Here is a 26,635-nt window from a genome sequence, read left to right as displayed (position 1 = left end):
CTCTGTTTTGTCAGGCTTGACATTCCTTAACACTTTTTCATAGACCCCATCGGTTCTTCCTCAATAGGAATTTCTTTATTTTGTTGGCGATAAGCTATTACCATCTCGCGCAGTGCATCCAGAAGCATTTCCCTGCATTCCTCCATGGTTTTCCCTTCCGTTATGACTTCTGTCCATTCTAATGCTTGCCCCATATAACCAGAATCAATCTTTGTATATTTAACGGTATAAGTATGTAACACAACGACTCCTCCTTTACGCAAAAAAACCCGAACGCTCCGGCATTTCTACTTTTTCCAAAGGTTCAATTACGCCATACGAAAATCTGGCCCTGATTGTTCTAACCATGCCTGACCCTCTCCTTCTCACCTATGGGGTTTTTTCTATTTATAAATCAGATCGAACAACTTATTGGCCGCTTCAGCGTCAAGGTCTTTGAGTATCTTATATTGTTCTAGGGCAGAGCCTCTCTCGTTTAATATCAAATAGGCAAAGCCAAGACCAAAATGAGCGTCTACATAATCAGGTTCAATCCTTATCGCCTGTTTGTAAGCCTCTATTGCCTCTGTATACATGCCTGACTTGGCATAGGCAAGACCAAGATAATAATGCGCGTTTGCATAATCAGGTTTAATCCTTATCGCCTGCTTATAAGCCTCTATTGCCTCCTGATACATGCCTGACAAGTCATAGGCAAGACCAAGACCAAAATGAGCGTCTACATAATCAGGTTCAATCCTTATCGCCTGTTTGTAAGCCTCTATTGCCTCCTGATACATGCCTGACCCGAAATAGGCAAAACCAAGATAATAATGCGCGTCTGCATAATCAGGTTTAATCCTTATCGCCTGTTTAAAAGCCTCTATTGCCTCCTGATACATGCCTGACTTGGCATAGGCAAGACCAAGACCAAGATGAGCGTTTGCATAATCAGGTTTAATCCTTATCGCCTGCTTATAAGCCTCTATTGCCTCTGTATACATGCCTGACTTGGCATAGGAAATGCCAAGATTAAAATGAGCTTCCGGATCATCGGGTTTAGCTATTACGGCCTGTTTGCATGTATCTATTGCGGCCATATTCTTACCTGACCCGGCATAGGCATTGCCAATGAATATCGCGATGGCCAAGGCGAAATAACTAAGACGTAAAATTCTTGCCCATGTCGCAATTGCCCCTTCTTTCCTTGCGTTCTGCCGCCACTCCCCTACCTTTTTTAGGTCACCTGGTAGTGGTTTATAAGCCTCTCTTGCCGTCATATCTATACGTTCGTTTTCTCTCATTAATCCCTCCTTTCAGGAGTATTTCATATAATTTTGAAAAGGATACCAAAGGTATAATAGCAATTCCAAATCTTACGTCAATTGAAACTTTTGGCGTGTTACTTTGCCGTCATATAAAAGACTTTCCCTCTCATTACCCACCGAAAAATCACCTTTCCTTAAACAAAAAAGGCAACAAGCCGGGGGTGTGACAGCGCCCCACGGTCGTTTGTCTTTTTGTTTGCCCGATTGCTCTGGCAATATCATTAAGCGTCTGTCACCGCTGTTTCGTTGATGGTACGTACTACCGTTACTGCCGAACTTTTGCCGTACCTGATGGCTAAAATATACCAAACTGAAATAAAACAGAAAAGAATTAAACCACCCTGAAAGCCTTGTGTTATCAAGGAAAGCTAAACATTATAAAAATATACAAAAACATACCAAAAAGCCTTATAATTTATAAACTATAAATAATTCCGGTATTACCGATGTTTTCCACACATTGTATTTACCAATAGCTCCGTAGGGAGCAACCTGTTTGTAGCAATGATTGGGGGTTATTATGCAGAAAAACACCTTTGGACTTATTGGCCTTGCAGTAATGGGGCAAAATCTCGTTCTCAACGTTGCTGACCACGGTTTTAGCGTTTCAGTGTACAACCGTACTGCGGAGAGGACTAATGAATTTATGTTGGGCGAGGCAAAAAACAAGAAGATTGCCGCGACATATTCAATAAAAGAATTCGTTGCAAGTCTTGAGCGCCCACGCATCATCCAAATTATGGTGAAGGCAGGCGGAGCGGTTGACGCCGTTATTGCCGAATTAAAACCATGGCTGGATGAAGGGGATATCATTATCGATGGGGGGAATTCGTATTTCACAGATACGGAAAGAAGGACAAAGGAGCTGGAGTCTAATAAACTTCGATATATCGGCATGGGTGTTTCCGGCGGTGAAGAAGGGGCGCGTTACGGTCCCAGCCTTATGCCCGGAGGTACAAAAGAGGCATATGCCCTGATTGAGCCTTTGATGTCCGCAATTGCGGCAAAGGCTCCGGAAGACGGACTGCCCTGCGTTGCGTATATTGGGCATGGCGGGGCTGGCCATTACGTTAAAATGGTGCACAATGGCATAGAATACGCCGATATGCAGCTTATAGCGGAAAGCTATGCCTTGCTGAAATCAACCATAAACCCTGCCCCGGAAGAGTTTCATGAAATTTTCACTGAATGGAATAAAGGAGAGCTTTCTTCGTTCCTTATTGAAATTACGGCGGATATTTTTACTAAATTGGACGACAAAACCGGGCGCCCTCTGGTGGAAATGATCATGGATAAAGCCGGACAGAAGGGCACCGGAAAATGGACAAGCCAGAATGCAATTGATATAGGGGCGCCCGTTCCCACAATTACAGCGGCAGTGGATGCACGTATTCTTTCTTCCATGAAAAAGGAACGCCAGGGGGCGTCTAAAATCCTTTCCGGCCCAAAAAATAACTATACCGATGAGAGGAAAAAAATCATCGATGCGGTTCGGGACGCCCTTTATGCATCTAAAATTTGTTCCTATGCACAAGGGATGAATCTTCTGAAAAGGGCTTCGGAGGAATATGGGTACAATATGGATTTCGGTGAAATTGCCCGTATTTGGCGCGCCGGATGCATTATTCGCGCAAAGCTGCTTGATGATATAACACGCGCATACCGGAGACTCCCCGATTTGCCGAATTTATTATTGGACGCCGAATTTAAACATGCCGTGCAAAGCAGGCAGGCTTCATGGCGTTTCGCCGTAAAAACCGCATTTGAACTGGGCATACCGGCAGCGGCACTGAGCGCTTCACTTGCCTACTTCGATGCGTACCGTTCCGAGTTTTTACCTGCAAATCTTATACAGGCGCAACGCGACTATTTTGGCGCCCACACATTTGAGCGCATTGATACATCCGGCGTGTTTCATGCAAACTGGAAGGAAAAATAACAAATGGAAAAAACACCTATTGCGTCTGTTGACGCCTGCAAATTAAATAAAGATATTTTAAGAAAAGTCCCCAATCCCGCAACAATTGTAATTTTTGGCGCTTCAGGCGATTTAACCGAGCGGAAATTAATCCCTTCCCTCTTTCGGCTGGATTGCGACGGGCTGTTGCCTGAGAAGCTTGTGGTTGTTGGCGTCGCCCGCACTGAAATGGATAGCGAAGGTTTTCGCAAAAAGCTGGCCGAAAGCATTGACGTTTACTCCCGCCACAGTAAAGACCGAATTTGCAAGTGGTCTGAATTTGAGAAAAAATTAATTTACCACAGGGCGGATTACGACAATCTGGAAGATTACAAGACCTTAAACAAGCTTTTGGTTGAGTTAGACAAAAAACAGGGCATAGGCGCCAATTGTCTTTTTTATCTTTCTACGCCGCCAATTCTTTATCCTGTCATAGTGAGCAAGCTTGGCGAGGCGGGAATGGCGCAGCAATCGGGTGAATATTGGCGCCGTATCATTATCGAAAAACCATTCGGGAGAGATCTTGCTTCCGCCATTGATTTGAACAACCATGTACATCAGGTCTTTAATGAAAGCCAGGTATATCGCATTGACCATTATCTTGGCAAGGAAACCGTGCAAAATTTATTAGTGTTTCGTTTTGGCAACGCAATCTTCGAACCGCTCTGGAACCGAAGCTATATTGACCATGTTCAAATTACTGTATCGGAGGAGGTGGGGCTGGGGAACAGGGCGGGATATTACGATACCGCAGGCATCTTGCGCGACATGTTTCAGAATCATCTGCTGCAGTTGCTTACACTAACCGCAATGGAGCCGCCGGCTGAGTTTAACGCCACCTCGCTGCGTGACGAAAAGGTGAAAGTACTTAAAGCGGTTCGCCCCATTAAACCGGAAGAAGTCGCTAAATATACCGTTCGCGCACAATACCGGACATATCGGGATGAAAAGGGCGTCGCACGGGGAACGGAAACGGCAACCTTTGCTGTTTTAAAACTGTTTATTGATAATTGGCGCTGGCGAAACGTGCCTTTTTATCTGCGTTCCGGCAAGGCGCTGAACAGCAAAGTCACTGAAATTTCAATTCAATTCCGGCATGTGCCCCATTTAATGTTTCCTTTACCGCCCGACGAACAATTGCCTCCAAATAAATTAGTATTGTGCCTGCAGCCAAATGAAGGAATGCGTTTGGGCTTTGAAACGAAGTTGCCTGGCGCCGGGATGAAGACCCGCACGGTGAGCATGGACTTCCTGTACGAGCAGGATTTTGGCGAAAACATCTTGCCTGATGCATACGAAAGGCTTATTCTCGACGCCTTACAGGGGGACGCATCCCTTTTTACAAGGAGCGATGAAATTGAATTGGCATGGAAAATAATAGACCCTATCTTGCAAGGATGGGATGGTGAATATGCCCCTCCTTTGGCATTTTATGAATTGGGGACGTACGGTCCCAGCAAGGCAGATGAATTTATAAAGGCTGATGACCGCAAGTGGAATCCCTGTATTTAACCCGAAACGATAACCATTTACCAACAGAGCATGAATTACCATATCTTACCTATCGCAGGTCTTATAAAAATAATGGCCGGGTATATCGTCCAATGTTCAAAAAAAGCAATCTCTGAACGAAACCGCTTTCTTGTGGCTTTGTCCGGAGGCTCCATGCCTGAATTGCTGTTTCCCGCATTGACCTCAGAACCGGTATGTTCTGAAATCGACTGGAAGGCCTGGCATGTTTTCTGGGCGGATGAACGCTGTGTGCCGCCGGGTAATCCGGAAAGCAACTATTATTTAGCATGTAAACATCTTTTCAACCATGTTGATATTCCGTCTTCCCGGATCTATACGCCCAATACCTCTGTGGCACCGGCAGAAATGGCAGCCCTGTATCAATTAAAACTGCAGGAAGTTTTTCATATAAAAGGCGAAGAGTTACCCCGTTTTGACCTTTTATTGCTTGGCATGGGAGAGGACGGACATACCGCTTCGCTCTTCCCAAACCATCCCCTTCTGAAAGAAAAAAAACGCTGGGTAGCCCCGGTATTTGACGCCCCCAAACCGCCTCCGGAACGAATTACCCTTACCTTGCCGGTAATTAATAACGCCCATTGCATTATTTTTCTGATAACAGGGAAAAACAAGGCCGCTGCAGTAAAAAAGATTATTCAGGCCGAATCGGCGCCAGCACCCTTGCCGGCACAAATGGTAAAACCCGTGCATGGCGAATTACACTGGTTCTTAGATGAAAATGCGGCTTCAGAACTTAGCAGATAACATTTCTATTCAGAATCTCAGTAAATCCCTGGTCACAGGGATTGCTTTTGTAAGAAATTCGCCGCTCTCCCACGCACCCAATTTTTTGTAATCGTTCATGGGGTCATGGCAAAACAACCCCGGCAAGGTCAACACTATTGTACGTTCAGAACTCCTTAATCTAAAATTCCTGTAAACTAACGTGCGGTGAATGAGTAACTTTTTAATTTTTTTTTATGATGGTATTTACTATAATATTTTTATACTTTTACAGAAAATTTATAAGGAATGAAAAAATGAGCTTCCCGAAACAAAGATTGCGAAGATTACGTCAGAATGAAAACATAAGAAGGCTGGTGAGAGAAACGCATCTCTCTGTGGATGATTTGATTATGCCGCTTTTTGTAAGGCCGGGCAATGGTATTAAACAACCGATACCCTCTATGCCCGGTAACTACCAAATGTCTGTCGATATCCTTACGGAAGAGGTAAAGGAACTGGAAGCAATGGGGATTCCTGGCATAATTCTCTTTGGCATCCCTGAAGTGAAAGATGAACTGGGTTCCGACGCATATTCCGATGCCGGCATCATACAAAAAGCAATTGCGTCAATAAAAAAAGAGGTAAAAGATATACTGGTAATTACGGATGTTTGCATGTGCGAGTACACCAATCACGGACACTGTGGATTCCTCAAAGCGGATGAACATACAGGGCACTTTGAGATCGACAATGATAAGACACTGGAACTACTGACAAAAGAGGCGGTTTCACACGCAAAGGCGGGGGCGGACATCATAGCGCCGAGCGATATGATGGATGGCCGCATCGGCGCGATAAGAGAAGCGCTTGACCGGGAAGGGTTCCGCCAGATACCGATTATGGCATACTCCGCAAAATATGCTTCAGGATTTTACGGCCCTTTCCGGGAAGCGGCAGAATCTACTCCGGGAATGGGAGACCGTTCATCATACCAGATGGACTCTCACAATGCGGTGGAAGCATTGCGGGAGGTTTCTTTGGACATTGAGGAAGGAGCGGACATCGTTATGGTAAAACCAGCGCTGGCCTATTTGGATATTATCCGTGATCTGAAAGAAAACTTTAATTATCCTATCGCAGCATATAACGTCAGCGGAGAATTTTCCGTTGTTAAGGCTGCAGCGGAAAAAGGATGGATTGACGAAAAACGTGTTGCGCTTGAAATACTCACCTCAATCAAACGGGCTGGTGCGGATATCATTCTTACTTACTGGGCAAAAGATGCCGCACGATGGCTAAAGGAATAATTTTTTTACCACTTTCATTAAAATAGATATTAAAGGGCTGTGTGCATTCTCCAAAATTGTATCTTAGGAGGTGAATAGTATGAAGTATTTCATAGGTTCAATGATTGCTTCCATGGTAATAGCGGTTTCTTTTTGCGCAGAGGTATTTGCTGATATTTCTTATGCGGATTTGTTTTTAGAGGGAAAGGGGTATAAACCGGTAAATGATACGTGGCAGATAAATACATTTCCCTTGAATGGCGAAAACAAAGATTGCATCCTGCCGGAAAGTTTGCTTTACCGGGAATGGTGTGCGAATACATTTGTTAATGGAGAACAGATATACGAAGCATACAAAGAAATAGCATTTGCTTTAGAATATCATGCCGACCCCCCCAAAACCGATTACTGGCAAACACCTATAGAAACAGCACAATGTAAACAAGGCGATTGCGAGGACTCTGTATTTCTCTTCTTTTCCCTATTGGAAACATTGGATATTGACGGGGAAATCGTATGGGGATGGGTAGTTGATAAGAATAATCTGACCGCCTTTGCGCATGTATGGTATCAATTGTTTGATAAATACGGGGAAGCCTATATCGTCGAAGGCTTTTCCAGAGAATGGAACGGTATTATCCCCTTTGAATTTATTAGTAAGAATGAGGAGCGTGTTCCTACTTTAAGGCTGGAGCACACGACAGTAAGCAAGGTAGCGGAAGAAGACGCCGAAGATTTCTTACGGCCGATAGAACAATTCCAATATTCATGGAACCTGTATGCCATGAATAATACTGCTGCCATTAAAGATGTTTTTTACAAATTGCAGGATATGTTTAGCAGATATAATGAGCAAAAAGCTGTTGGCTGGTAGTTTCTCATCCACAACCGCCACAACTTACCAAAAAATTATTGCGCCCCCAATAATCCTGCCGCATTAATTTTCTGGGAATAGATATCCCAATAACTCTTATCCGTGTTACGTTCATCTTGCCATACAATGATTGCGCCACTATTTCCGTCACCAACAATAGCTGAATAACATTGTGTATCCTCTGCAGCGCTCACCAGCGCACCGTTGTTGTTCCAAAGGGAATTGCCGCCGGAATCAATTTTTTGTGCATAAATATCAAATGATGAAGATCGATTATCGTTCCATGATAAAATAGCGCCGCCTGCGCCATCACCGGTGATTGCGACACAATTCTGAATGCCGGCTTCAATACATACAGGCAATCCGTCGTCCTTCCACAAGGTATTTCCTTCAAGGTCAACGCGTTGTGCATAAACATCATACTTTCCGCTGCGCAAATCCCACCATGCAATAATAGCGCCGCCTGTGCCATCCGTTACAATCACCGGATAATCCTGCTTTCCCTCTGCTATTGAAATGGGAATGCCGTCTGTCTCCCATACGACGTCGCCATTTCCATCCAATTGTTGCGCAAAAATATCGGTATTATCATTTCGCATATCCATCCAGGCAATGATTGCGCCTTCCGCGCCGTTACCAGTGATAACGGGATAGCTCTCGTGTCCCCTTGCGCCGCATACACTAACGCCTGCTCTGTCCCACAAAATACTGCCGCTGCCGTCGATTCGCTGGGCATAGAGATCGGCAAAGGTTTTCCTGAAATCCTGCCACACGATAATAGCGCCGCCGTGTCCGTCATCTATGGCAACGGGCGCGCTTTGAGACCCATATACCAGACAAACAGGAACGCCATTCTCTTTCCACAATATCTCACCATTGTGATTGATTCTCTGTGCATACAAATCATCATAATTTGTCCTGGTATCCTGCCATATGATAATGGCGCCGCCTGCTCCGTCCGTAACGATGCACGGGCTGTCTTGCTCGTTAATTTCATTACATATCGTGATTCCATCCGGTTTCCACAGGGGATTTCCGTTTGCATCAATTCTTTGCGCATAAATATCACTGTTACTGATCCCGCTACGCAAATCGTGCCATGTAATAATAACACCGCCTGCACCGTCGCTGATAATTTTCGGCTGCCTCTGGTTTTCTTCTGCCAAACACACAGGCACGCCATTTTTCTGCCACAGCACATTTCCCTTCACGTCAATTCGCTGGGCAAAAATATCAAAATGAACATTACGGGTATCTTCCCATACGATAATGGCGCCGCCTGCACCGTCGCTTATCGCCTGAATTGCGCTTTGCTGTCCCTTCGCAGTACAAATCGCCGTATTCTCAAGAGGATTGGCCGACCATGCGGCTACGCCAAGGTTTTGAAAAAGTAGTATGGAAGAAAATAGTACAGCAATATATGCTGCCAGGCATTTTTGCAGTTTTACTGATTTATACATTTCAATCCCTTTCAACTAACTTCAATGTTTATCTATACAAAAACGGCATAAGAATTCTGTTTTGTAACTTCTCAATAAGTTGATGAGTTACGCTGTTTTATTCTTTACCCTGTACATCCGTTATGACGCCTTCAGACCAATCAATTACGGAATGAATATCCACGGGTTCTCCCCCGGCAGCCATTTTGCGTTGTCTGCCTTCAAGCAATTTTTTTGTTTCACCTTCCAGCATTAATGTGGCTTCTCCCTTTACCGCAGTAACAATAGTGGCATAATCCGTTATCCGGACATTAAAAATGCCGTTATTTGTCACAATCTTTCCATTTGGGGTAAGAATTTCCAGATTTTTTTTCAGGTTTGTAAGGGAGAGAAACATCTGCCCTTTTTGGAGATTAATTTTCCATGGATCAATAAAGCACATTTCAGTATTCGAATCCATGTTTACGCCAATCCCATTTTTCGTCGAAAATGAAGACTTCTCTCCGTCTCCGGTTTTGAGAGCAACGCCGCTATGCAAGCGGTCAACAGAGGATACCTTTTTCCAGTTCTGGTCTTCGGCCTTTTGTAATTGCATATTTCCATAGACGCGGGAAAGGTCTATCATTCCTCGTGTATGGGTAAAATAAAAATATGCTGCCGCGATGGCGACAATGCCAAGCCCTACAACCATACCAAGTAAAATAAACCCCTTTTTTGTTGGTTTTGCCACAAGTATCCCCAATTCATACAACAGGATCATTGGGGCGGCTGTCATTGTCTGGGTAAAAGGGTCTGGCGGCGTTACTATGGCGGCAATAATAAAAATAACAAGGATTGAATATTTTCTCCACTTGATAAAGTTATCCGCAGATACGAATCCTATTTTTGACAAAAGCAGCATTATGAGAGGGAGTTGAAATACCAGCCCAAGCGCGACCGTCAGCAGGAAAACAAACGACACATATTGTTGCATCGTAATGATGGGTTGAATGCCGGGACCAAGGATGCTTATTAAAAATTGCAAACCAAAGGGGATTAATAAATAATATCCGAAAAGCCCACCCATAACGAAGGCAATGTATGAAACAGGGAAAAAAACGAGAATGTACCTTTTTTCCTTCATATACAGCCCCGCGCTGACAAATCTCCATGCCTGATAAATTATAAGGGGATACATTAAAAAAATGGCGCTGATAAAACACAGCTTCATGTATGCGTAAAAACCTTCCTGATAGCTCAGCACTTGCAATTCGGTGGAAAGCCCCAGTTTATGCATAGCAATGCCATGAGGCCGTTTTACTATATCCAAAATGTGCAGCTTAAAGACCCAGCATAATATAAAACAGAAAATAATTGCGATAATAGAATAAAAGACTCTACGCCGCAATTCTTCCAAATGCGAGCCTAACGGCATCCTGGCGTCTTCAATTTTCTTGTGCTCTTCCTCTTTTATATCCACACAAAACCTTATAACTATTTCTCTGCGAGGCTACTCGTTTTCTAATAAAATAAAGAGTTTCATAATACATCGATATTTCAGAAATTACAAGGAACAATTAACACCTCAATAAGTGCAATAGGTTGCTTTATTAAAAAGGAAAAGCCTTGAAAGATTTTTTTGTATATGTTAACATCCTACCTTTAAAATAGCGTTTTTGGTCTTTACTTTTATCTCAACCTTATTCATATTTTTAGTGAATTCCAAAGGAATCATTTATGGGAGTTGAATATCAGGGAAAACTAATCGGTACGGGCAGGACTTTTGGGATTATCGTTAGCCGATACAACAGTTTCATTACAAAACGTTTACTGGAAGGCGCGATAGATGGTCTTGTAAGACATGGGGTAAAAGAAGAGGATATTGGTGTTTTTTGGGTACCAGGCGCTTACGAGATTCCAATTACCGCACAAAAGGTTATACAAAAAGGGAAATACGATGCCGTTATTTGCCTTGGAGCAATTATTCGCGGCGAAACGCCCCACTTTGATTTTGTTGCCAGTGAATCAGCAAAAGGCATTACGCAGATTGGTTTGTCCTCCGGAGTGCCGGTCATCTATGGCATTATTACAACAGAAACGTTAGAGCAGGCAATCGACCGTGCTGGTGCAAAAACAGGAAATAAAGGCACAGAGGCCGCTTTATCGGCAATAGAAATGGTGAATCTCTTTGGTCAAATATAAACCGGTGTAAAACCGGTAACAAACATTACGCGTTATCCCTTTTTCAACACTTCTCCCACCAGACGACTCGATGTAAAAAAGTACCGTATTTTCATACTGCCACAGGGCGATTATTGATAATAATCCCACATGCTACCATTTGTACAACTATCGATTCTTCCGTGGTTTATCATACAGAGGCACATCATTATTCTTCATTAAATATGTTAATTTTTTTTAAGTCTGAAAGTATTATATGCGCAACAGAACAATTGCCCGAGAGCTTGCAATTAAAGCATTGTATCAGCTCGATTTACGCGGAGACGAAGCGGAACCGGAAATAGATGAATTCTGCCGGCAGAATGCGGAAAAGCCTGATATATATAAGTTTGCCTTGTTGCTTGTCACGGGCTGCAGATCTCATATAAAAGAGATCGATGAAAAAATTTCGCTTTCCGCGGAAAACTGGGATTTGCACCGGATGGCCGTCATTGACAAGAACATCCTGAGACTTGGCGTGTATGAGTTGGTCTATAGAGATGATATCCCCCCAAAGGTTTCTATTAATGAAGCAATAGAACTTGCCAAAAAATTCGGCGCCAAAGATTCCGGGATGTTTGTTAATGGTATTTTAGATAAAGTATACAATTGGCTGAAAAACGGAAAACAGAAAGACACGATAAAAGAGGAAAAATGCCCTGATTTTGGCATTTCCGACTTACATATACACACAAATTTCTCCGATGGCACTGCAACGCCGGAAGAGGTTGTTGATGAAGCCATACGACTGGGTTTATCTGCAATTGCCATTACCGATCATGATACTATTCAGGGATTTTTGAGGGCGGACAAATACAATAACGGGAAAAAATTGCACATTATTCCCGCCATAGAAATTTCCGCATTTCTGGACCCTTCAGAAATACATATTTTAGGTTATTTTATTGATATTCATAATGATGCATTAAATGAATTAATGAAAAAGGCGCGTGAAGACAGAATTGAACGTATTTACAAAATGGTGGAAAAACTGCACGGGCTTCAGGTAGAGATCAATCCGGGTGAAGTGTTTGATCTTGCAGGGGAAGGCTCCCCCGGACGTATGCATTTAGCAGAAGTAATCTGGCGCAACGGATATACCGGTACATTAGTGGATGCATTTTATAAATACATTGGTGATAAAGCGCCCGCATATGTTCCTAAAAAAACCTTAACTCCACAAGAGGCAATAGAGCTGATAAGAGAAGCGAAAGGGGCTCCGGTGCTTGCCCATCCGGGACTTACACAACGGGACAATTTCATTGAAGACCTTGTAAGGTATGGTTTGCAGGGAATAGAAGTATACTACCCTGCATATACAAAAGCTACCGTGGAGAAATACCTCAAACTCGCAAAAAAATATGACCTTGTGGCAACCGGCGGTTCCGACTTTCACGGAAAAAGAAAGGTTGACACTCCGATAGCAAAAATTTCTATACCGGGCAACCTTGTGAAACTGTTGAAACAGCGATGCAGCAATAATTGAAATTTTTTTAACATTTGAAAATACAAAAAAATAAAACAGGATAGGAATACATGGGAAAAACACAAAAGACTGAAGTAAAAAACGGCATTCAAAAGATCAAAAAGAGCCTTTGGTACCGCATTGTAAACTACACCGTTGAACCTAGAAAAAAGGTTGTTGTTGAAGAAGACGGCAATATACGGCTGGTGCCTTTTGATCAGGCGCATGTTCTTGTGGAACAAGTGGCGGTGGAAATGCAAGTTCATGTTGAAACAGCCGTTGTGGAAGAAGCGCCCCCGCGGAAGCCGGTTTTCGTCCCGTTTGAACCGTCCGTTCTGGAGAAAGCACCACCGGAAGAACTTGTTGTTCCAAAAGAGATACCGGTTATTGAGGAAATAAAAGAGAAACCCGTTGTAAAAAAAGAACCCGTTGCTGTGCCGAGCAAGTTAAAAAAAGGGCTCGAAAAGACGCGGGGCCGGTTTTGGCTGCGTTTAAAAGATTTTTTATCATTCAGAAAAGGCATCGACGAATCAGCTCTTGAAGAATTGGAAGATATTCTCATTGGAGCGGATATAGGGGTGCGTCCGGTACAAAAACTTATCGAAGAAATACACGAGGCATGGAAAGAGAAAACAATTACCGAAACTTCACAAATAAATGATTTTATCAAAGAACGCCTGAAGGACGGTTTGCGTTCGTGGCAGACGGATATTCAATATGCAGATAAGAGGCCTACCGTCATTATGGTAGTTGGCGTTAACGGGGTGGGCAAAACTACCTCCATCGCGAAGCTCGCGAGTTTTTTTATGAAGGAAGGCAAAAAGGTAATGCTTGCCGCAGGCGATACTTTCCGGGCAGCGGCAGTAGACCAACTGGATATCTGGTGCAAACGCATCGGGGCAGATATTGTAAAGCATCAAACGGGTTCTGACCCCGCCGCTGTCGCTTACGACGCCATGGAAGCAAGCATCGCCCGCGGCGTTGATGTTTTAATCGTTGACACCGCAGGACGTCTCCATACCCACGATAATCTGATGAAAGAACTTATAAAAATAAAGCGGGTTATTACAAAAAAAATGCCCGGCGCACCACACGAGGTATTACTGGTGCTTGACGCAACTACCGGGCAAAATGCTATTTCACAGGCCAGGATGTTCAGGGAGGCCGTGGACGTCACCGGAATATTTCTGGCAAAACTGGACGGTACGGCAAAAGGCGGCATAGTGCTTGGCATGTGTAATGAAACAGAAATCCCTGTTAAATTTGTCGGGCTTGGAGAACAGGCGGACGATATTGAAAGATTCAACCCGGACTTGTTTGTAGAAACCTTATTAGAACAATGACAAACGATACCATTTCCTTTAATATCTTCCGGTTTAATCCGGCCAGCGATAAGGAAGCATATTTCCAAAAATATGAAATACCGTTTACGAGAAAAGATCTCACGGTGCTGGAAGGGCTTGTTTACATTCAGCAGCATATGGATCATTCTCTCGCCTTTCGGTCGTCCTGCCGCGCTGCCGTTTGCGGTTCATGCGCCATGCATATCAACGGGAAATACCGGCTTGCCTGTAATACCCTGATTTCCAAACTGAATACAAAGACGGTTACCATTCGCCCCCTCGCCCACATGGCAATACAAAAAGACCTCTTTGTCGATATGAAACCCTTTTGGGAAAAGTACGAGCAGATAAAACCATACCTCATGCCCGGAAGGCCGTTGCCCTCTGAGGGGGAACAAATACAGAGTACGGATGAAAGAGTGAAACTAAATGGGTTAATAGACTGCATATTATGTGCATGCTGCCACTCTTCCTGTCCAATAACAGCGATGCATGAAGATTATCTGGGGCCGATGTCCTTTCTCAATATAGACAGATTTGTTTCCGACAGCCGGGACGGAGCACGGCAGGAGCGGCTGGCTATTGTAAACAGTGAAAACGGCGTATGGCGCTGCCATTCGGTGTTCAATTGCCAGGAAGTATGTCCGAAAGACCTGAATCCTACCGGTTCTATCACAAGCCTGAAAAAAGAAATTGTAAAAGACAGGATAAGAAGTAGAAGTTGAACAACTTATAGCAAATGCTTCGCCCTTACACTTGTTGGAATTTTTCAAAATACTAAATTGCTAGAAAAACTCTTTTCACAATGAACAGAAATTCAATGGCCAGGGAAAACAATATTCCCGTAAAACGTATTTGCGTATTTTGCGGGTCAAACAGCGGACAACGTCCCGCATATAAGGATGCGGCAAAAAAATTGGGAAAGGCACTAACCGCCCGCGGCATTGGGCTTGTATACGGGGGAGGCAGTGTCGGGCTTATGGGAGTTATTGCGGAAACAGTTATGCGCGAAAAGGGAGAGGTTATCGGGGTAATACCGAAGGCGCTCTTCTCCAGGGAAATTGTTCGCCGTGACCTTACGGAATTTCACGAAGTCGCCAGCATGCACGAGCGAAAGGCGCTGATGGTGCAGTTATCCGACGCCTTTATCGCTATGCCGGGCGGATGTGGCACGATGGACGAATTTTTTGAGATCGTCACATGGTCTCAGTTGGAATTGCACGCAAAACCGATCGGCATACTCAACGTGGAAGGATATTTTGACCTGTTATTGCAATTTATAGACCATGTTATCAATGAACGCTTCGCAAGACCGGAACATGGACAGTTAATTCTGCGGTCGGACAACCCTGATGAACTTTTACAGATGCTTATTCAAAAAAAACACCTTCCGCCGTCTGGTAAATTGATAGATTGGAAAGAGAGTTAAAAAAGAGAACTCTTGCAACATTTTAGTTTTTTGAAAAAGTCCAATAATAGCGATGTTTTCCGCATAGTGTAGCGTGTAGGGGCGAAGCATTTGCTATAAATTGTTATGAATGCGTCCATACCCAAACGGGCAAATGCTTCGCCCCTACTTTTTCAAAAATCTAAAATGTTGCAAAAAAAGAGGTATTGTTATGTGCCTTACCATTCCTGCAAAAGTACTATTCGTTGAAGATTCACCAGATAATTTGCCTGCAAGAAGAATTACTATTCGTGATTCAAAAGGCGAAAGATCGATAATCGCATTGCTTACTGACGTCCATGCCGGTGACTGGGTTCTTTACGCCTCTGATACGGCAGTGGAAAAAATAAGCGAAGACGATGCAAGGGAAATACTGGAACTCCTTGAACCAAAGAGTCATATTGATATTGCCATGCTCGATGGTGCATTTCTGGAAATACTCAAGGCATGCCACACCAGAGAACTCAAGCGCGAAGAAATAATAAGGCTTCTCAGCGCCAGCGAGGATGCGGAGATGACCGCCCTGTTTTCAGAGGCAAATACCATAAGACAGGCAAGGCTGAGGGATTTTTTCTGCATACACGGCATAGTAGAGTTTTCAAATTATTGTGTCAGGAACTGCCTTTACTGCGGACTCAGAAGGGACTCAAAAGACGTCCGGCGTTACAGGATGACGCCGGATGAGATAATAAGCTCCGTGTATGACGCCGTAAACCGCCGCGGATATAAACTTATAGTTCTCCAGTCAGGCGACGACTTATCCTATACCGACGATATACTGTCCGGAATCATCAGAAAAATAAAGGAGAAGTGTAAGGTTTTTATCTTTATGAGCGTTGGGGAACGAACGCCAGAAGGTTACAGAAAAATGAAAGATGCCGGGGCAAACGGCGTTCTCTTCCGTTTTGAAACCTCCAACAAGGCGCTCTATAACTCAATCCATCCCGGGCAGTCATACGAAAAAAGGATTGCGCTACTCATGGAAATGAAGAAGATGGGTTACTTTATTGCCACAGGGTTTCTCATCGGACTGCCGGGACAGACGGTTGAGCATATAGCGGATGATATAATAACTATTAAATCCATTGGCGCAAACATGGTGACCGCAGGTCCGTTCATACCTTCAGACGCCACTCCTATGGCTTTGCATCCTCCCGGCAGCGCAACGATGACACTCAAGGTAACCGCCGTTTCAAGATTGCTGATGCCAAAGGCAAAGATACCTGTAACTACCGCCCTTGAAACAATTGAAAGCGAAGAGGGGAGGAAGCTCGGCCTTTCTTCCGGCGCAAATTCCTTAATGTTCAATCTAACGCCTGAAAAATACAGGGGCGACTACAGGATATATCCAAATAAGTATCACGGGAAAGAAGAGATTTGGGAAAAATACGGACTCTATAAAGAAGCACTGAGCTACAAGATGCTTGAGAAAAAGATGGCGGAGGCGTTTAAATAACAATATCGTGTCGAGAACCACCAGCCTACATAAACGGATTGAAGATTATTGAGAGATTGACAAATGAATGGAGATGGAGAAAAGGAAGCCGTTGGCACGTTGTGCAGAGATTTCAGAATCCACGTCGGCGAGGCTGAATCTCTTGCGGTTGCATTAAAGAGACAATTATCGCTCGCAGTGGATGACTTGCTGACTATAAAAGCGTGTAAGATACTGAACATTCAATATACAACAGCAATACACTTTTTAGTAAATATTGCAGAAAAAAAGAAAATTGATAAAGAAATGGCAATCGTGAAACTTGAGAAACTATCTGTATTCGGACGATACAGTAAAAGAATAATAGATGATGCTACGAAAAGGCTGAAAGGAGTCAAATAATGTCGGTAATAAGCTTAAGACTGAAAGACAGGGGAAATAAAGCGAATCAACGAATTGTCTGAAATGGAACATAAGGATAAATCCACAGTTGCGAGGGAATTGATAGATTACGGATGGGAATTCCTGATGATAAAGCTTTACAGGGGGGGCAAGCTGTCATTAAGCAGTCTGGCAGAAAAGCTTGAACTTTCGGTAAGCGAGACAATAGATGTATTGTCAGAATTCGGAGTTGAATCCCCCATAGATTATGACGATTATCTGAAAGGATTTGATGCATTCAGATAAACATGCAAGAAGGTCAAAATCAGCAAAGAAGTTTATTGACGCGCTAATTGAATGGCAAAAATCAGCACAAGGTTATTCGATAAGCAACCATGCTCGGACCAACGAAGCGGCTGATACAGATTGAAAGGTTCTGAAAAGATTGACAAAAGAATAGAGACAACAAACGATCAGACTTGACTGTTGATACGATTTTATAACATGACTAAAAAACAACTTGAAGACTATCTCTGGGGGGCAGCCAACATTCTGAGAGGAATGATTGATGCGGCTGATTTTAAGCAATACATTTTTCCATTACTGTTTTTCAAACGCATCTCTGATGTTTGGGATGAGGAATTTAGAAATGCTATGGAAGAAAGTGGCGGTGATATGGATTATGCCAAATTCCGTGAGCAACACTGGTTTGACATTCCGGATGGGTGTCACTGGAAAGACATTAGAAGCAAGACAGTTGATATAGGTAAGCATTTGCAGAATGCTTTACGAAAAATTGAAAAAACAAATTTTGAACAACTGCACGACATTTTTGGCGACGCGCAATGGACAAACAAAAAACGCCTGAGCGATGAGAAACTCTTAGACCTGATTGAGCATTTTTCAAAAATGGATTTAAGCGTGAAAAATGTGCCCCACGACATTATGGGCGAGGGATACGAATATCTCATTAAAAAATTTGCTGACGACAGTGGACACACCGCGGCCGAGTTTTACACCAACCGCACCGTTGTAAAACTCATGACCATGATTACCTACCCGCAACCTGGCGAAAGCGTGTATGACCCGACCTGCGGAAGCGGGGGCATCCTGCTCAACAGCGCTTTGCATCTCAAAGAGCAGAAGAAAGAATACCGGACACTGAAACTTTACGGACAGGAGCTGAACCTGATTACCTCTGCCATTGCACGGATGAATATGTTCATGCACAATGTTGACGAGTTTCAGATCGTGCAGGGCGATACCCTAGACAATCCACAGCTATTAGAAAATGATGAATTGCGTAAATTTGATGTAATTATGGCAAATCCGCCTTACAGCGTAAAGCGCTGGAACCAACAAAAGTGGATGAATGACCAATGGGGCAGAAACATTTGGGGAACACCACCCCAGGGTTGCGCAGATTACGCCTTTCAGCAGCACATAATTAAAAGTTTGAAACCCGACACAGGCAGATGCGTGGTGCTTTGGCCACACGGAGTTTTATTTCGTGATGCAGAAAGTGAGTTGCGTAAAAAAATGATTGAAGCCGATTTGGTAGACGCCGTAATAGGCTTAGGCAAAAATCTGTTTTACAACAGCAGCATGGAAAGCTGTCTGCTGGTTTGCCGGATGAAGAAACCGAAAGAGAGGAAAGGAAAAATAGTTTTTATCAATGCCGTGAATGAAGTGAGAATAGAAAGAAGCAATGCTTGGCTTGAATCGCAGAATATAAAAAAAATTCACGATGTTTATAAAAAGTTAAAAGACGTTAACGGCTTTGCGAAGGTAATGTGCAAGGAAGATGTGTTAAGCAACAGTGGAAACCTTACCATTCCTCTTTATGTGAAATCATATAATTTGAATAACCACGAACATGATATTGAAATTTTGGTTTCATCAGTGAAGGAGAATCAAAAGCTTTTGAATCAAACAATTGAAAATCTTTTCGAGAAGTTACAAACATTAGGAATAAAATGAGAAATAATAATTGGAAGCTGGTTTCCCTCGGTGAAGTTGTAAATGAACTTAAAATTACAACGCAGAACCCTCATGAAAAAGGTTTAGAAAATTATATTGGTTTTGAACACATTGAATCAGAAAACTTAAAAGTAAATAATTACGGGAATATAGATGATGGAGTAACTTTCAATAAAATTTTTAGAAAAGGGGATGTACTCTTTGGAAAAATCAGAGCATATCTTAAGAAAGTTTCAATTGCTCCATTTGATGGTTTGTGTTCAGGCGATATTTTAGTTTTAAGAACAAAGGACGAAGAAAAATTGAGGCAAGAATTATTGCCATTTGTTTTATCAACAAGCAGTTTTTTCCAAAATGCAATTGATACTTCAATCGGAACTACAATGCCAAGAACTAAATGGCAATATGTTTCTGCTTACAAATTCCCCCTTCCCCCTCTTTCAGAACAAGCTCAAATTGCCGAATTATTTCGAAGTATAGAAACCGCCATTGAACAAGCCGAACAGCAGGAGAAGAATTTAAAAGCTTTGCAAAAAACTTTGAGCAATGGTTTGGCAAGCAATCAACCATCGTTCGGAAATTTGTTGAACAATAAAAATTGTAATGCAACAACTTTTGGACAAATTGCTGACTGCATTGAGCAACATGATAAACATAAAAATTATGTTAGTCGTTTTGTCGGCTTGGAAAATATTGGGCAGGAAAATCTCAAAATTTCAACTTGGGGCAATATTGCAGACGGAACAACTTTCACCAAGAGATTTACAAAAGGCGATGTATTGTTCGGCAAACGCAGGGCATATTTGAAAAAAGTTGCTATTGCAGACTTTGACGGAATCTGTTCGGGTGATATTCTGGTATTGAGGGCAAAAGAAAAAGTGATGCTCTCTGAATTGCTTCCATTTTACGCATCAGCAGAAGCATTTATTCAACATGCGGTCAGCACTTCGGCTGGTTCTCTCTCTCCAAGAACAAAATGGAAAGATGTATCAACATTTGAAGTTGCTATTCCCAATTTAAAAACACAGGAAAAAATTGTGGAAGTGTTTCAACAACTCCAAATAACATTAGATCAAATCAAAGCCCAAAAACTGACACTGAAGAATTTAAAAAAGAAATTGCTGAACGAAATACTGGTAGGTTGATATGAAAAAAGAACTCATTGGTGCGTTGTTTCAAAAGTTTGAGAAAACTTGCTATCTTTACGAAGGAATTGAATGCTGGAGTGCGCGCGAGTTGCAGGAGATTCTAGGTTATACCGAATGGCGGAATTTTTTAAAGGTAGTGGATAAAGCAAAGACTGCATGTGAAAACACTGGTATTGTTGTAACGGATCATTTTGTTGACGTTAACAAAATGATAGAGATTGGCAAGGGAGGGCAAAGAGAAGTTGATGATATGGCTCTCACGCGATATGCGTGTTACCTGATTGCACAAAATGGCGACTCATCCAAGAATGAAATATCTTTTGCACAGACATATTTTGCTGTTCAAACCCGTAAACAGGAAGTTATCGAACAACGGCTGCTGGATGTGGATCGCATTACGGCACGCGATAAATTATCCAAATCAGAAAAGAAATTATCCGGCATTATCTATGAGCGTGGTGTGGATGACAAAGGCTTTGCCGTCATCCGCTCCAAAGGTGACAAAGCTTTATTTGGCGGATATTCTACCAATGAAATGAAGCTAAAACTTAATGTGCCAAACAGCAGGCCTTTGGCGGATTTTTTGCCAACACTGACAATAAAAGCCAAAGATTTTGCAACCGAACTCACGAGCCATAACGTAATCGAAAAAGATTTAACCGGCGAAATTCGGATATCAGGCGAACATGTCGAAAACAACAGAGCCGTCCGTAAAATGTTGATTGAACGCGGCGTAAAACCGGAAACCTTGCCACCTGCCGATGATGTTAAAAAGTTACAGCGTAAACTGGAAGGTGATGAAAAGAAACTGTTGAAAGACGTTAAAAAGAAAAAAGGGTGACTATGTCCTTTAACGAACTAAACAGCGTTGAATATTTCATTATACACCGCCTCACAGGTGTTAACCTGAACGCTGTTCAATCCGGCATTGTTGCAGAGAACCCTGTTGAGTACGACACGGTAAAATGGAAATATGTTCAAAGCGAATTGCTTCAAAGAAGCTGTGATGATATTTTACTGGAAAAAGAATTAACCGAAGCATTGTGCCGTTTGAATCCCGAAATTGCTGCACAACCGGAAAGAGCCGAAGAAGTGATTCATAAACTCCGTGCAATTCTCATTGCGGTGAACAATGTTGGTTTGGTTCGCGCCAACGAAGAATTTGGCAAATGGCTGAGAGGCGAAATTACTTTGCCATTCGGAAAAGGCGATCACCACACCCCCATTCGCCTCATTGACTTTGAAAATTTAAAGAACAACACATACATTCTCACCAATCAATTACCTGTTCGTGCAAGAGAAACAAAAATTCCTGACATCGTATGCTTTGTAAATGGTATTCCTTTAGTTGTAGGAGAAGCAAAAACACCTGTTCGTCCTGCCGTGAGCTGGTTAGACGGTGCTTATGATATTCATATAACTTACGAAAACTCTATTCCACAATTTTTTGTGCCGAATGTGTTTTCGTTTGCAACTGAAGGAAAAGAACTGTTTATCGGGGCAGTCCGCACTCCTCTGGAATGCTGGACACCCTGGCGGTTGGAAGATACAAAAGATGGACCGGAACAGTTCGCAGGATTAAAGGATGTGTCAATGCAATTAATGCACCTTCTGAAACCCTCTACCCTCCTTGATATTTTGCAGTATTACACCGTTTACGCAACCAACAATCAAAAGAAAAAAGTAAAGGTGGTTTCCCGTTATCAGCAATATGAAGGTTCAAATGTCATCGTGCAGCGTGTAAAGGAAGGAAAAATAAAGAAAGGCTTGATCTGGCATTTTCAGGGTTCGGGAAAATCTTTATTAATGTTGTTTGCAGCACAAAAGCTACGCAAGCAGCAGGATTTGGGAAACCCCACCGTATTGATTGTTGTGGACAGAATTGATTTGGACACTCAAATAACAGCCACTTTCAATTCTACTGAAGTTCCGAACATGATTACCACCGACAGCATTAAGGAACTTCACGACTTGCTGGAAAAAGATTCACGGAAAATCATTATTACCATGATTCACAAATTCCAGGATGCTTACCCGGACATGAACAAGAGGGACAACATCATTGTGATGGTCGATGAAGCACACCGGACACAGGAAGGTGATCTGGGCAGAAAAATGAGAGTAGCATTGCCAAACGCCTTTCTTTTCGGACTGACCGGAACACCCATCAATAAAGCCGATAAAAATACTTTCTGGGCGTTCGGCGCAGACCAGGACTCAGCAGGTTACATGAGCCGCTACACTTTTCAGGAAAGCATCAGAGATAATGCAACGCTGCCTTTGCATTTTGAACCACGATTGCCTAATTATCACATCCGCAAAGAGGACTTAGACATTGCTTTCAAAGAACTCACAAGCGATTTAAGCGAAGAAGACAGAAACACATTGAGCCAAAAGGCAACCAACATGAATGTGTTTTTAAAATCTCCTGAAAGAGTGAAAGCAATTGTGAAAGACATTGCCGAACATTTCACACGGCATGTTGAGCCGGAGGGGTTAAAAGCCATGATTGTTACCCCCGACCGTTTTGCCTGCATTCAATACAAAGAGGAATTGGATAAATGGTTTCCGGTAGAAGCCAGTGAAGTGGTTATAAGCACTTCTGCCAGTGACGATTTTGAATTCAGGCAACGTTGGGGAATGGACAAAGACAAACAGGAAAAAGTGGTTGAGAAATTCAACGACCCGGATTCGCCGTTGAAATTTTTAATCGTCACTGCAAAACTTCTTACAGGTTTTGATTCTGCGATATTGCAAACGATGTATCTGGACAAGTCGCTAAAAGACCACACACTATTGCAGGCGATTTGCAGGACCAACCGTTTGTTTCCGAATAAAACTTTTGGAAGAATAGTTGACTATTTCGGAGTGTTTGACGACACGGCAAAAGCACTGGCATTTGATGAGGAAACAATAAAAGCAGTCATCACCAACTTGCAGGAGTTAAGAGATAAACTTCCTGAAGTAGTTCAGAAATGTTTGTCTCACTTCTTCAACATTGACAGAAGCGTTTCCGGTTTTGAAGGATTACAAGCGGCACAGGATTGTATCAACACGAATGAAAAAAGAGATGCTTTTGCAGTGGATTTCAGCAGCTTGTCAAAACTTTGGGAAGCGCTTTCACCCGATGAAGTGTTGAATCAGTTTCAGAATGATTACAAATGGCTTTCGCAGGTTTATACGTCGGTGAAACCAACTTCAAGCGACAACGGAAGATTATTGTGGCATGCATTAGGAGCACAAACAACAAAACTTATTCACGACCACATTATAGTTTCAGGAATCACCACCGACATGGAAGAAATGATTCTGAATGCAGATGTGATTGACGACTTGATAAATAAGAAAGACCCGAAGCAGGCACAGAAACTGGTCAAGATTTTAATAAGCCGGCTTGCAAAACACAAAGGCATTCTAAAATTCAAAGAACTAAGTGAACGATTGGAAGAAATCAGGGATAAAGCGGAGAAAGGTTTAATCAACTCCATTGAGTTCATCAAGGAACTTTGCCAGATAGCAAAAGAAACTTTGCAGGCAGAAAAAGACACCGAAGCCAAAGATGAGCAAAAAAATGCAAAAGCCGCTTTGACAGAATTATTCCTTGAAATGAAAACCGACAAAACGCCTGCTATTGTGGAGCGAATTGTTACAGACATTGATGAAATAGTCCGAATAGTCCGCTTTGACGGTTGGCAAAATTCAACCACCGGAGAAAAAGAAGTGAAAAGAGAATTGAGAAAAATTCTTTGGGTGAAATATAAGATTAAAGATGAAGAACTTTTCAATAAGGCGTATGAGTATATTAAGGAGTATTATTAATATTTTGGGCGTCTTGCTCCTACAGAGAGGTATGTGCCTCTTTTGTCTGGAGGCGGAAAGGCGGGTTGAAAAGATTATTGAGGAGGTGTGGGGAGAGTAAGAAAAAAATGACTTTACCAGAAAAACATTTCAAAGCTACAGCAAAACTTGCCAGGGCATTAGAAAAGGACGATGTTGCCCATTGGTTGTTGAACGACGGTTATTATCCAGAGCAATATGTGCTTCCCCCTTCATTTAGCGTGTCAAATTTTAAATTAAAAAACAAGCCTTATATTAGATGTTTAAGAGATCCAGCCAGACGAAATTTAGTTAACATTTCATATCCCAAAACGCTATTGACTTCGAGAGTATTCGGTATTCAACACCCATTTAATTATCACGATATTGTTTATTGCATAATTAGTGATTGGGATACTATCATTGACCATCTTTTTCATACAGATTTAAAAATATTTTCATATAGCTTTCCAATTCCAGTAAATGCCAAAGAGAGTGGGAAACTAAGCCGGTTACGTTCTGGAAGAATGATTTACGAATGGGTAGAAATGGCAGAAAAAGACATGGTAGCAGAGGCTTGATTATTCGCGCCGACATAACAAACTTTTATAATTCAGTATATACACACAGTATAGGTTGGGCAATTCATGGACGGGAAGAGGCATTTAAAGATAATGAATGTTTATTGACAGGAAACAAAATAGACCGCTTAATTCAATATGCCAATGATGGGAGGACGAATGGTATACCTGTTGGTTCCGCGTTAAGTGATTTAATTGCAGAAATTATATTGTCAAGCATTGATAGAAAAGTTTCTAATAAAAAAATCATTGCCAATCTTGACAAAGAGAAATGGCATTAAAGGGCGTGAGGCTTTTAAGGCAAGAGGCGAAAAGTGATTGAGAGGATTATTGCAGAGGTGTGGGGAGAGGGGTAAAATCTGAACTCACGGCTCTGACATTAAGGCAAAATTATGAGGCAAGGAATGTAAAAGGAACTATGGCTTTAAAATCGGTTGAATCGCAAAATATAGAGTTCAAATCCAACCAACGGGATGAATATCTCACGGTAATCTTCGCATTTGCAAACGCCGACGGCGGAAGATTGATAATCGGCGTTGATGATAAGGGCAAGGCAATTGGGGTAGAAAATGAATGACAATAAAAAATACGGCGTTAAGATATGAGGAATAGAAAAGATAAAATGACCTTTGACCGGCTTGTCTCATCCATACAGCAGGTGCATGATTATCTGTCGGCACAAGCCTGTAAAGCAGTCAATATCAGGTCTGACAATAAGAAACTGGATAATCGGTCTATACATTGCCGAATTTGAGATGCATGGTGCAGACAGGGCCGGATATGGCGATAAGCTTTTAGCAAGCCTGGCGGATGAACAGGAAAAACTCAATATAAGCGCTTGCGGCAAACGACAACTTTATCAATATCTGCGTTTCTATCAAATTTATCCTCAGATTGTGCGGTCAGTGACCGCACAATTACACGACCTTGTCCCGGATGCAATAACCGATATTGAGAGGAAAGTGCGGTCTGCGACCGCACTTTCCGGTATTGAACCACAGATGCTTCTGCAACGGCTTTCCTATACGCATATCGAGAATCTGGTTGCTATAGACAATGACACAAAACGTGCTTTCTATGAAATTGAGTGCATCCGAGGCAACTGGTCGGTGCGGGAACTCAAGCGTCAGATCAACAGCCTTTACTATGAGCGCTCCGGGCTGTCCAAGGATAAAGCAAGACTTACCGAACTTGCGCATTCCGCAGCCGAAATGTCAGAACCTAAGCTGAATATCCGCGATCCCTATATTTTTGAGTTCCTTGGTCTGAAGTCTAAAGAGGTTATGAGCGAATCCGCAATGGAAGATCAACTGCTGGACAAGATTCAGGAGTTCCTGCTGGAACTAGGGCATGGTTTCTGTTTTGAGTCCCGACAAAAGCGCATTCTGATCGGTGATACCCATAATTTTGTTGATATGGTTTTTTACCATAGAATTCTGAAATGTCATGTCCTTGTGGAACTTAAGCTGGAAGAATTCAGCCACGAAAACATCGGCCAACTCAATACCTATGTGAGCTGGTATAAGAAGAACATGATGACTGCCGGGGACAACCCGCCGGTCGGCATTTTGCTTTGCACTCAAAAAGACCACGCACTTGTGGAATACGCCCTCGCAGGTATGGATAACGGCCTTTTCGTGTCCAAGTATCAGCTCGAACTGCCGAAGAAAGAGGAAATGCAAAAGTTTATTGAGGAGAAGAGGAGGGAGGCGGGGGAATGAACGCGGAGGCAGATAAAA

Annotated in this window: 26 protein-coding genes; 21 read left to right on the top strand and 5 right to left on the bottom strand. The window is 42.6% G+C overall.

The features are described 5' to 3' along the window. Positions 1–26: 26 nt before the first annotated feature. From ABJL82_RS06465 to ABJL82_RS06455, 3 genes are read right to left on the bottom strand one after another with little or no spacing between them, the layout of a single operon-like run. Positions 27–242: a type II toxin-antitoxin system HicB family antitoxin gene (locus ABJL82_RS06465; protein WP_347273913.1), complete on the bottom strand. Its 216-nt coding sequence runs from the start codon at positions 240–242 to the stop codon at positions 27–29. 13 nt (positions 243–255) lie between these two features. Beyond that, complete coding sequence (locus ABJL82_RS06460) at positions 256–348, bottom strand: antitoxin AF2212-like protein (protein ID WP_347273912.1); 93 nt, start codon at positions 346–348, stop codon at positions 256–258. Positions 349–383: 35 nt separating this feature from the next. Beyond that, on the bottom strand, positions 384–1,283 hold the full coding sequence (locus ABJL82_RS06455) for a tetratricopeptide repeat protein (RefSeq protein WP_347273911.1): 900 nt from the start codon (positions 1,281–1,283) through the stop codon (positions 384–386). Between the two features lie 544 nt (positions 1,284–1,827). Between ABJL82_RS06455 and gndA the strand changes: the two genes are divergently transcribed. The 5 genes from gndA to ABJL82_RS06430 all read left to right on the top strand — a co-directional run bounded on the left by gndA (position 1,828) and on the right by ABJL82_RS06430 (position 7,662). Next, complete coding sequence (gene gndA, locus ABJL82_RS06450; RefSeq protein WP_347273910.1) at positions 1,828–3,246, top strand: NADP-dependent phosphogluconate dehydrogenase; 1,419 nt, start codon at positions 1,828–1,830, stop codon at positions 3,244–3,246. A gap of 3 nt (positions 3,247–3,249) precedes the next feature. Further along, on the top strand, positions 3,250–4,776 hold the full coding sequence (gene zwf / locus ABJL82_RS06445; RefSeq protein ID WP_347273909.1) for a glucose-6-phosphate dehydrogenase: 1,527 nt from the start codon (positions 3,250–3,252) through the stop codon (positions 4,774–4,776). Positions 4,777–4,806: 30 nt separating this feature from the next. Further along, on the top strand, positions 4,807–5,541 hold the full coding sequence (gene pgl, locus ABJL82_RS06440; protein ID WP_347273908.1) for a 6-phosphogluconolactonase: 735 nt from the start codon (positions 4,807–4,809) through the stop codon (positions 5,539–5,541). Positions 5,542–5,816: 275 nt separating this feature from the next. After that, the gene (gene hemB, locus ABJL82_RS06435; protein ID WP_347273907.1) at positions 5,817–6,809 is read left to right on the top strand and encodes a porphobilinogen synthase; all 993 of its coding nucleotides are present in this window, start codon (positions 5,817–5,819) and stop codon (positions 6,807–6,809) included. A 79-nt stretch (positions 6,810–6,888) separates the two neighbouring features. Next, complete coding sequence (locus ABJL82_RS06430; RefSeq protein ID WP_347273906.1) at positions 6,889–7,662, top strand: transglutaminase domain-containing protein; 774 nt, start codon at positions 6,889–6,891, stop codon at positions 7,660–7,662. Positions 7,663–7,697: 35 nt separating this feature from the next. Here the strand turns inward: ABJL82_RS06430 and ABJL82_RS06425 are convergent, their stop codons facing one another. Both ABJL82_RS06425 and tatC read right to left on the bottom strand, forming a co-directional pair. Further along, positions 7,698–9,122 carry a hypothetical protein gene (locus ABJL82_RS06425; RefSeq protein WP_347273905.1) on the bottom strand — a complete coding sequence of 475 codons (1,425 nt, stop codon included), beginning with the start codon at positions 9,120–9,122 and terminating at the stop codon, positions 7,698–7,700. Between the two features lie 97 nt (positions 9,123–9,219). Beyond that, complete coding sequence (tatC, locus tag ABJL82_RS06420; protein ID WP_347273904.1) at positions 9,220–10,560, bottom strand: twin-arginine translocase subunit TatC; 1,341 nt, start codon at positions 10,558–10,560, stop codon at positions 9,220–9,222. A gap of 257 nt (positions 10,561–10,817) precedes the next feature. Between tatC and ribE the strand changes: the two genes are divergently transcribed. From ribE to ABJL82_RS06340, 16 genes are all read left to right on the top strand, one after another. Then, on the top strand, positions 10,818–11,282 hold the full coding sequence (gene ribE, locus ABJL82_RS06415; RefSeq protein WP_347273903.1) for a 6,7-dimethyl-8-ribityllumazine synthase: 465 nt from the start codon (positions 10,818–10,820) through the stop codon (positions 11,280–11,282). Between the two features lie 235 nt (positions 11,283–11,517). Continuing rightward, positions 11,518–12,786, top strand: coding sequence for a transcription antitermination factor NusB (gene nusB / locus ABJL82_RS06410; protein ID WP_347273902.1), 1,269 nt, complete (start codon positions 11,518–11,520; stop codon positions 12,784–12,786). A 356-nt stretch (positions 12,787–13,142) separates the two neighbouring features. After that, positions 13,143–14,108: a signal recognition particle-docking protein FtsY gene (gene ftsY / locus ABJL82_RS06405; protein ID WP_347273944.1), complete on the top strand. Its 966-nt coding sequence runs from the start codon at positions 13,143–13,145 to the stop codon at positions 14,106–14,108. Beyond that, a complete protein-coding gene (locus tag ABJL82_RS06400; RefSeq protein ID WP_347273901.1) occupies positions 14,105–14,833 on the top strand; it encodes a succinate dehydrogenase iron-sulfur subunit in 729 nt (242 codons plus the stop codon). Before ftsY ends, ABJL82_RS06400 begins: the two co-directional genes overlap by 4 nt. A gap of 80 nt (positions 14,834–14,913) precedes the next feature. Continuing rightward, the gene (locus ABJL82_RS06395) at positions 14,914–15,537 is read left to right on the top strand and encodes a TIGR00730 family Rossman fold protein (protein ID WP_347273900.1); all 624 of its coding nucleotides are present in this window, start codon (positions 14,914–14,916) and stop codon (positions 15,535–15,537) included. A gap of 190 nt (positions 15,538–15,727) precedes the next feature. After that, a complete protein-coding gene (gene hydE, locus ABJL82_RS06390; protein ID WP_347273899.1) occupies positions 15,728–17,011 on the top strand; it encodes a [FeFe] hydrogenase H-cluster radical SAM maturase HydE in 1,284 nt (427 codons plus the stop codon). A gap of 63 nt (positions 17,012–17,074) precedes the next feature. After that, positions 17,075–17,392 carry a hypothetical protein gene (locus ABJL82_RS06385; protein ID WP_347273898.1) on the top strand — a complete coding sequence of 106 codons (318 nt, stop codon included), beginning with the start codon at positions 17,075–17,077 and terminating at the stop codon, positions 17,390–17,392. A gap of 63 nt (positions 17,393–17,455) precedes the next feature. Beyond that, positions 17,456–17,677, top strand: coding sequence for a hypothetical protein (locus ABJL82_RS06380; protein ID WP_347273897.1), 222 nt, complete (start codon positions 17,456–17,458; stop codon positions 17,675–17,677). A gap of 198 nt (positions 17,678–17,875) precedes the next feature. Next, the gene (locus ABJL82_RS06375) at positions 17,876–19,351 is read left to right on the top strand and encodes a class I SAM-dependent DNA methyltransferase (protein ID WP_347273896.1); all 1,476 of its coding nucleotides are present in this window, start codon (positions 17,876–17,878) and stop codon (positions 19,349–19,351) included. Further along, positions 19,348–20,496: a restriction endonuclease subunit S gene (locus tag ABJL82_RS06370; RefSeq protein WP_347273895.1), complete on the top strand. Its 1,149-nt coding sequence runs from the start codon at positions 19,348–19,350 to the stop codon at positions 20,494–20,496. The genes ABJL82_RS06375 and ABJL82_RS06370 overlap by 4 nt, the downstream gene beginning before the upstream one ends. A gap of 1 nt (position 20,497) precedes the next feature. After that, a complete protein-coding gene (gene dinD, locus ABJL82_RS06365; RefSeq protein ID WP_347273894.1) occupies positions 20,498–21,340 on the top strand; it encodes a DNA damage-inducible protein D in 843 nt (280 codons plus the stop codon). 2 nt (positions 21,341–21,342) lie between these two features. Next, entirely contained in the window at positions 21,343–24,318 is a 2,976-nt protein-coding gene (locus tag ABJL82_RS06360) for a type I restriction endonuclease subunit R (RefSeq protein ID WP_347273893.1), read from the top strand. Between the two features lie 107 nt (positions 24,319–24,425). After that, positions 24,426–24,896, top strand: coding sequence for a hypothetical protein (locus ABJL82_RS06355; protein WP_347273892.1), 471 nt, complete (start codon positions 24,426–24,428; stop codon positions 24,894–24,896). Next, entirely contained in the window at positions 24,854–25,177 is a 324-nt protein-coding gene (locus ABJL82_RS06350) for an RNA-directed DNA polymerase (RefSeq protein ID WP_347273891.1), read from the top strand. The genes ABJL82_RS06355 and ABJL82_RS06350 overlap by 43 nt, the downstream gene beginning before the upstream one ends. A 59-nt stretch (positions 25,178–25,236) precedes the next feature. Then, entirely contained in the window at positions 25,237–25,473 is a 237-nt protein-coding gene (locus ABJL82_RS06345) for an ATP-binding protein (RefSeq protein ID WP_347273890.1), read from the top strand. An 85-nt stretch (positions 25,474–25,558) separates the two neighbouring features. After that, positions 25,559–26,617 carry a PDDEXK nuclease domain-containing protein gene (locus ABJL82_RS06340; RefSeq protein WP_347273889.1) on the top strand — a complete coding sequence of 353 codons (1,059 nt, stop codon included), beginning with the start codon at positions 25,559–25,561 and terminating at the stop codon, positions 26,615–26,617. Positions 26,618–26,635: the final 18 nt, after the last annotated feature.

This window comes from Candidatus Kuenenia sp., assembly GCF_039794105.1.
Taxonomy (GTDB): domain Bacteria; phylum Planctomycetota; class Brocadiia; order Brocadiales; family Brocadiaceae; genus Kuenenia.
This window is presented reverse-complemented; position numbering and strand designations above follow the sequence as displayed.

Coding starts and splice junctions, on each gene's coding strand:
- ABJL82_RS06425 (WP_347273905.1), bottom strand. CDS start 9,122: ATGTATAAATCAGTAAAACTGCAAAAATGCCTGGCAGCATATATTGCT.
- zwf (WP_347273909.1), top strand. CDS start 3,250: ATGGAAAAAACACCTATTGCGTCTGTTGACGCCTGCAAATTAAATAAA.
- ABJL82_RS06350 (WP_347273891.1), top strand. CDS start 24,854: ATGGGTAGAAATGGCAGAAAAAGACATGGTAGCAGAGGCTTGATTATT.
- ABJL82_RS06375 (WP_347273896.1), top strand. CDS start 17,876: ATGACTAAAAAACAACTTGAAGACTATCTCTGGGGGGCAGCCAACATT.
- ABJL82_RS06360 (WP_347273893.1), top strand. CDS start 21,343: ATGTCCTTTAACGAACTAAACAGCGTTGAATATTTCATTATACACCGC.
- ABJL82_RS06385 (WP_347273898.1), top strand. CDS start 17,075: ATGAATGGAGATGGAGAAAAGGAAGCCGTTGGCACGTTGTGCAGAGAT.
- nusB (WP_347273902.1), top strand. CDS start 11,518: ATGCGCAACAGAACAATTGCCCGAGAGCTTGCAATTAAAGCATTGTAT.
- gndA (WP_347273910.1), top strand. CDS start 1,828: ATGCAGAAAAACACCTTTGGACTTATTGGCCTTGCAGTAATGGGGCAA.
- ABJL82_RS06460 (WP_347273912.1), bottom strand. CDS start 348: ATGGTTAGAACAATCAGGGCCAGATTTTCGTATGGCGTAATTGAACCT.
- ABJL82_RS06370 (WP_347273895.1), top strand. CDS start 19,348: ATGAGAAATAATAATTGGAAGCTGGTTTCCCTCGGTGAAGTTGTAAAT.
- ABJL82_RS06355 (WP_347273892.1), top strand. CDS start 24,426: ATGACTTTACCAGAAAAACATTTCAAAGCTACAGCAAAACTTGCCAGG.
- ABJL82_RS06340 (WP_347273889.1), top strand. CDS start 25,559: ATGATTATCTGTCGGCACAAGCCTGTAAAGCAGTCAATATCAGGTCTG.
- ABJL82_RS06395 (WP_347273900.1), top strand. CDS start 14,914: ATGAACAGAAATTCAATGGCCAGGGAAAACAATATTCCCGTAAAACGT.
- ABJL82_RS06455 (WP_347273911.1), bottom strand. CDS start 1,283: ATGAGAGAAAACGAACGTATAGATATGACGGCAAGAGAGGCTTATAAA.
- dinD (WP_347273894.1), top strand. CDS start 20,498: ATGAAAAAAGAACTCATTGGTGCGTTGTTTCAAAAGTTTGAGAAAACT.
- pgl (WP_347273908.1), top strand. CDS start 4,807: ATGAATTACCATATCTTACCTATCGCAGGTCTTATAAAAATAATGGCC.
- hydE (WP_347273899.1), top strand. CDS start 15,728: ATGTGCCTTACCATTCCTGCAAAAGTACTATTCGTTGAAGATTCACCA.
- ABJL82_RS06380 (WP_347273897.1), top strand. CDS start 17,456: ATGGAACATAAGGATAAATCCACAGTTGCGAGGGAATTGATAGATTAC.
- ABJL82_RS06400 (WP_347273901.1), top strand. CDS start 14,105: ATGACAAACGATACCATTTCCTTTAATATCTTCCGGTTTAATCCGGCC.
- hemB (WP_347273907.1), top strand. CDS start 5,817: ATGAGCTTCCCGAAACAAAGATTGCGAAGATTACGTCAGAATGAAAAC.
- ribE (WP_347273903.1), top strand. CDS start 10,818: ATGGGAGTTGAATATCAGGGAAAACTAATCGGTACGGGCAGGACTTTT.
- ABJL82_RS06430 (WP_347273906.1), top strand. CDS start 6,889: ATGAAGTATTTCATAGGTTCAATGATTGCTTCCATGGTAATAGCGGTT.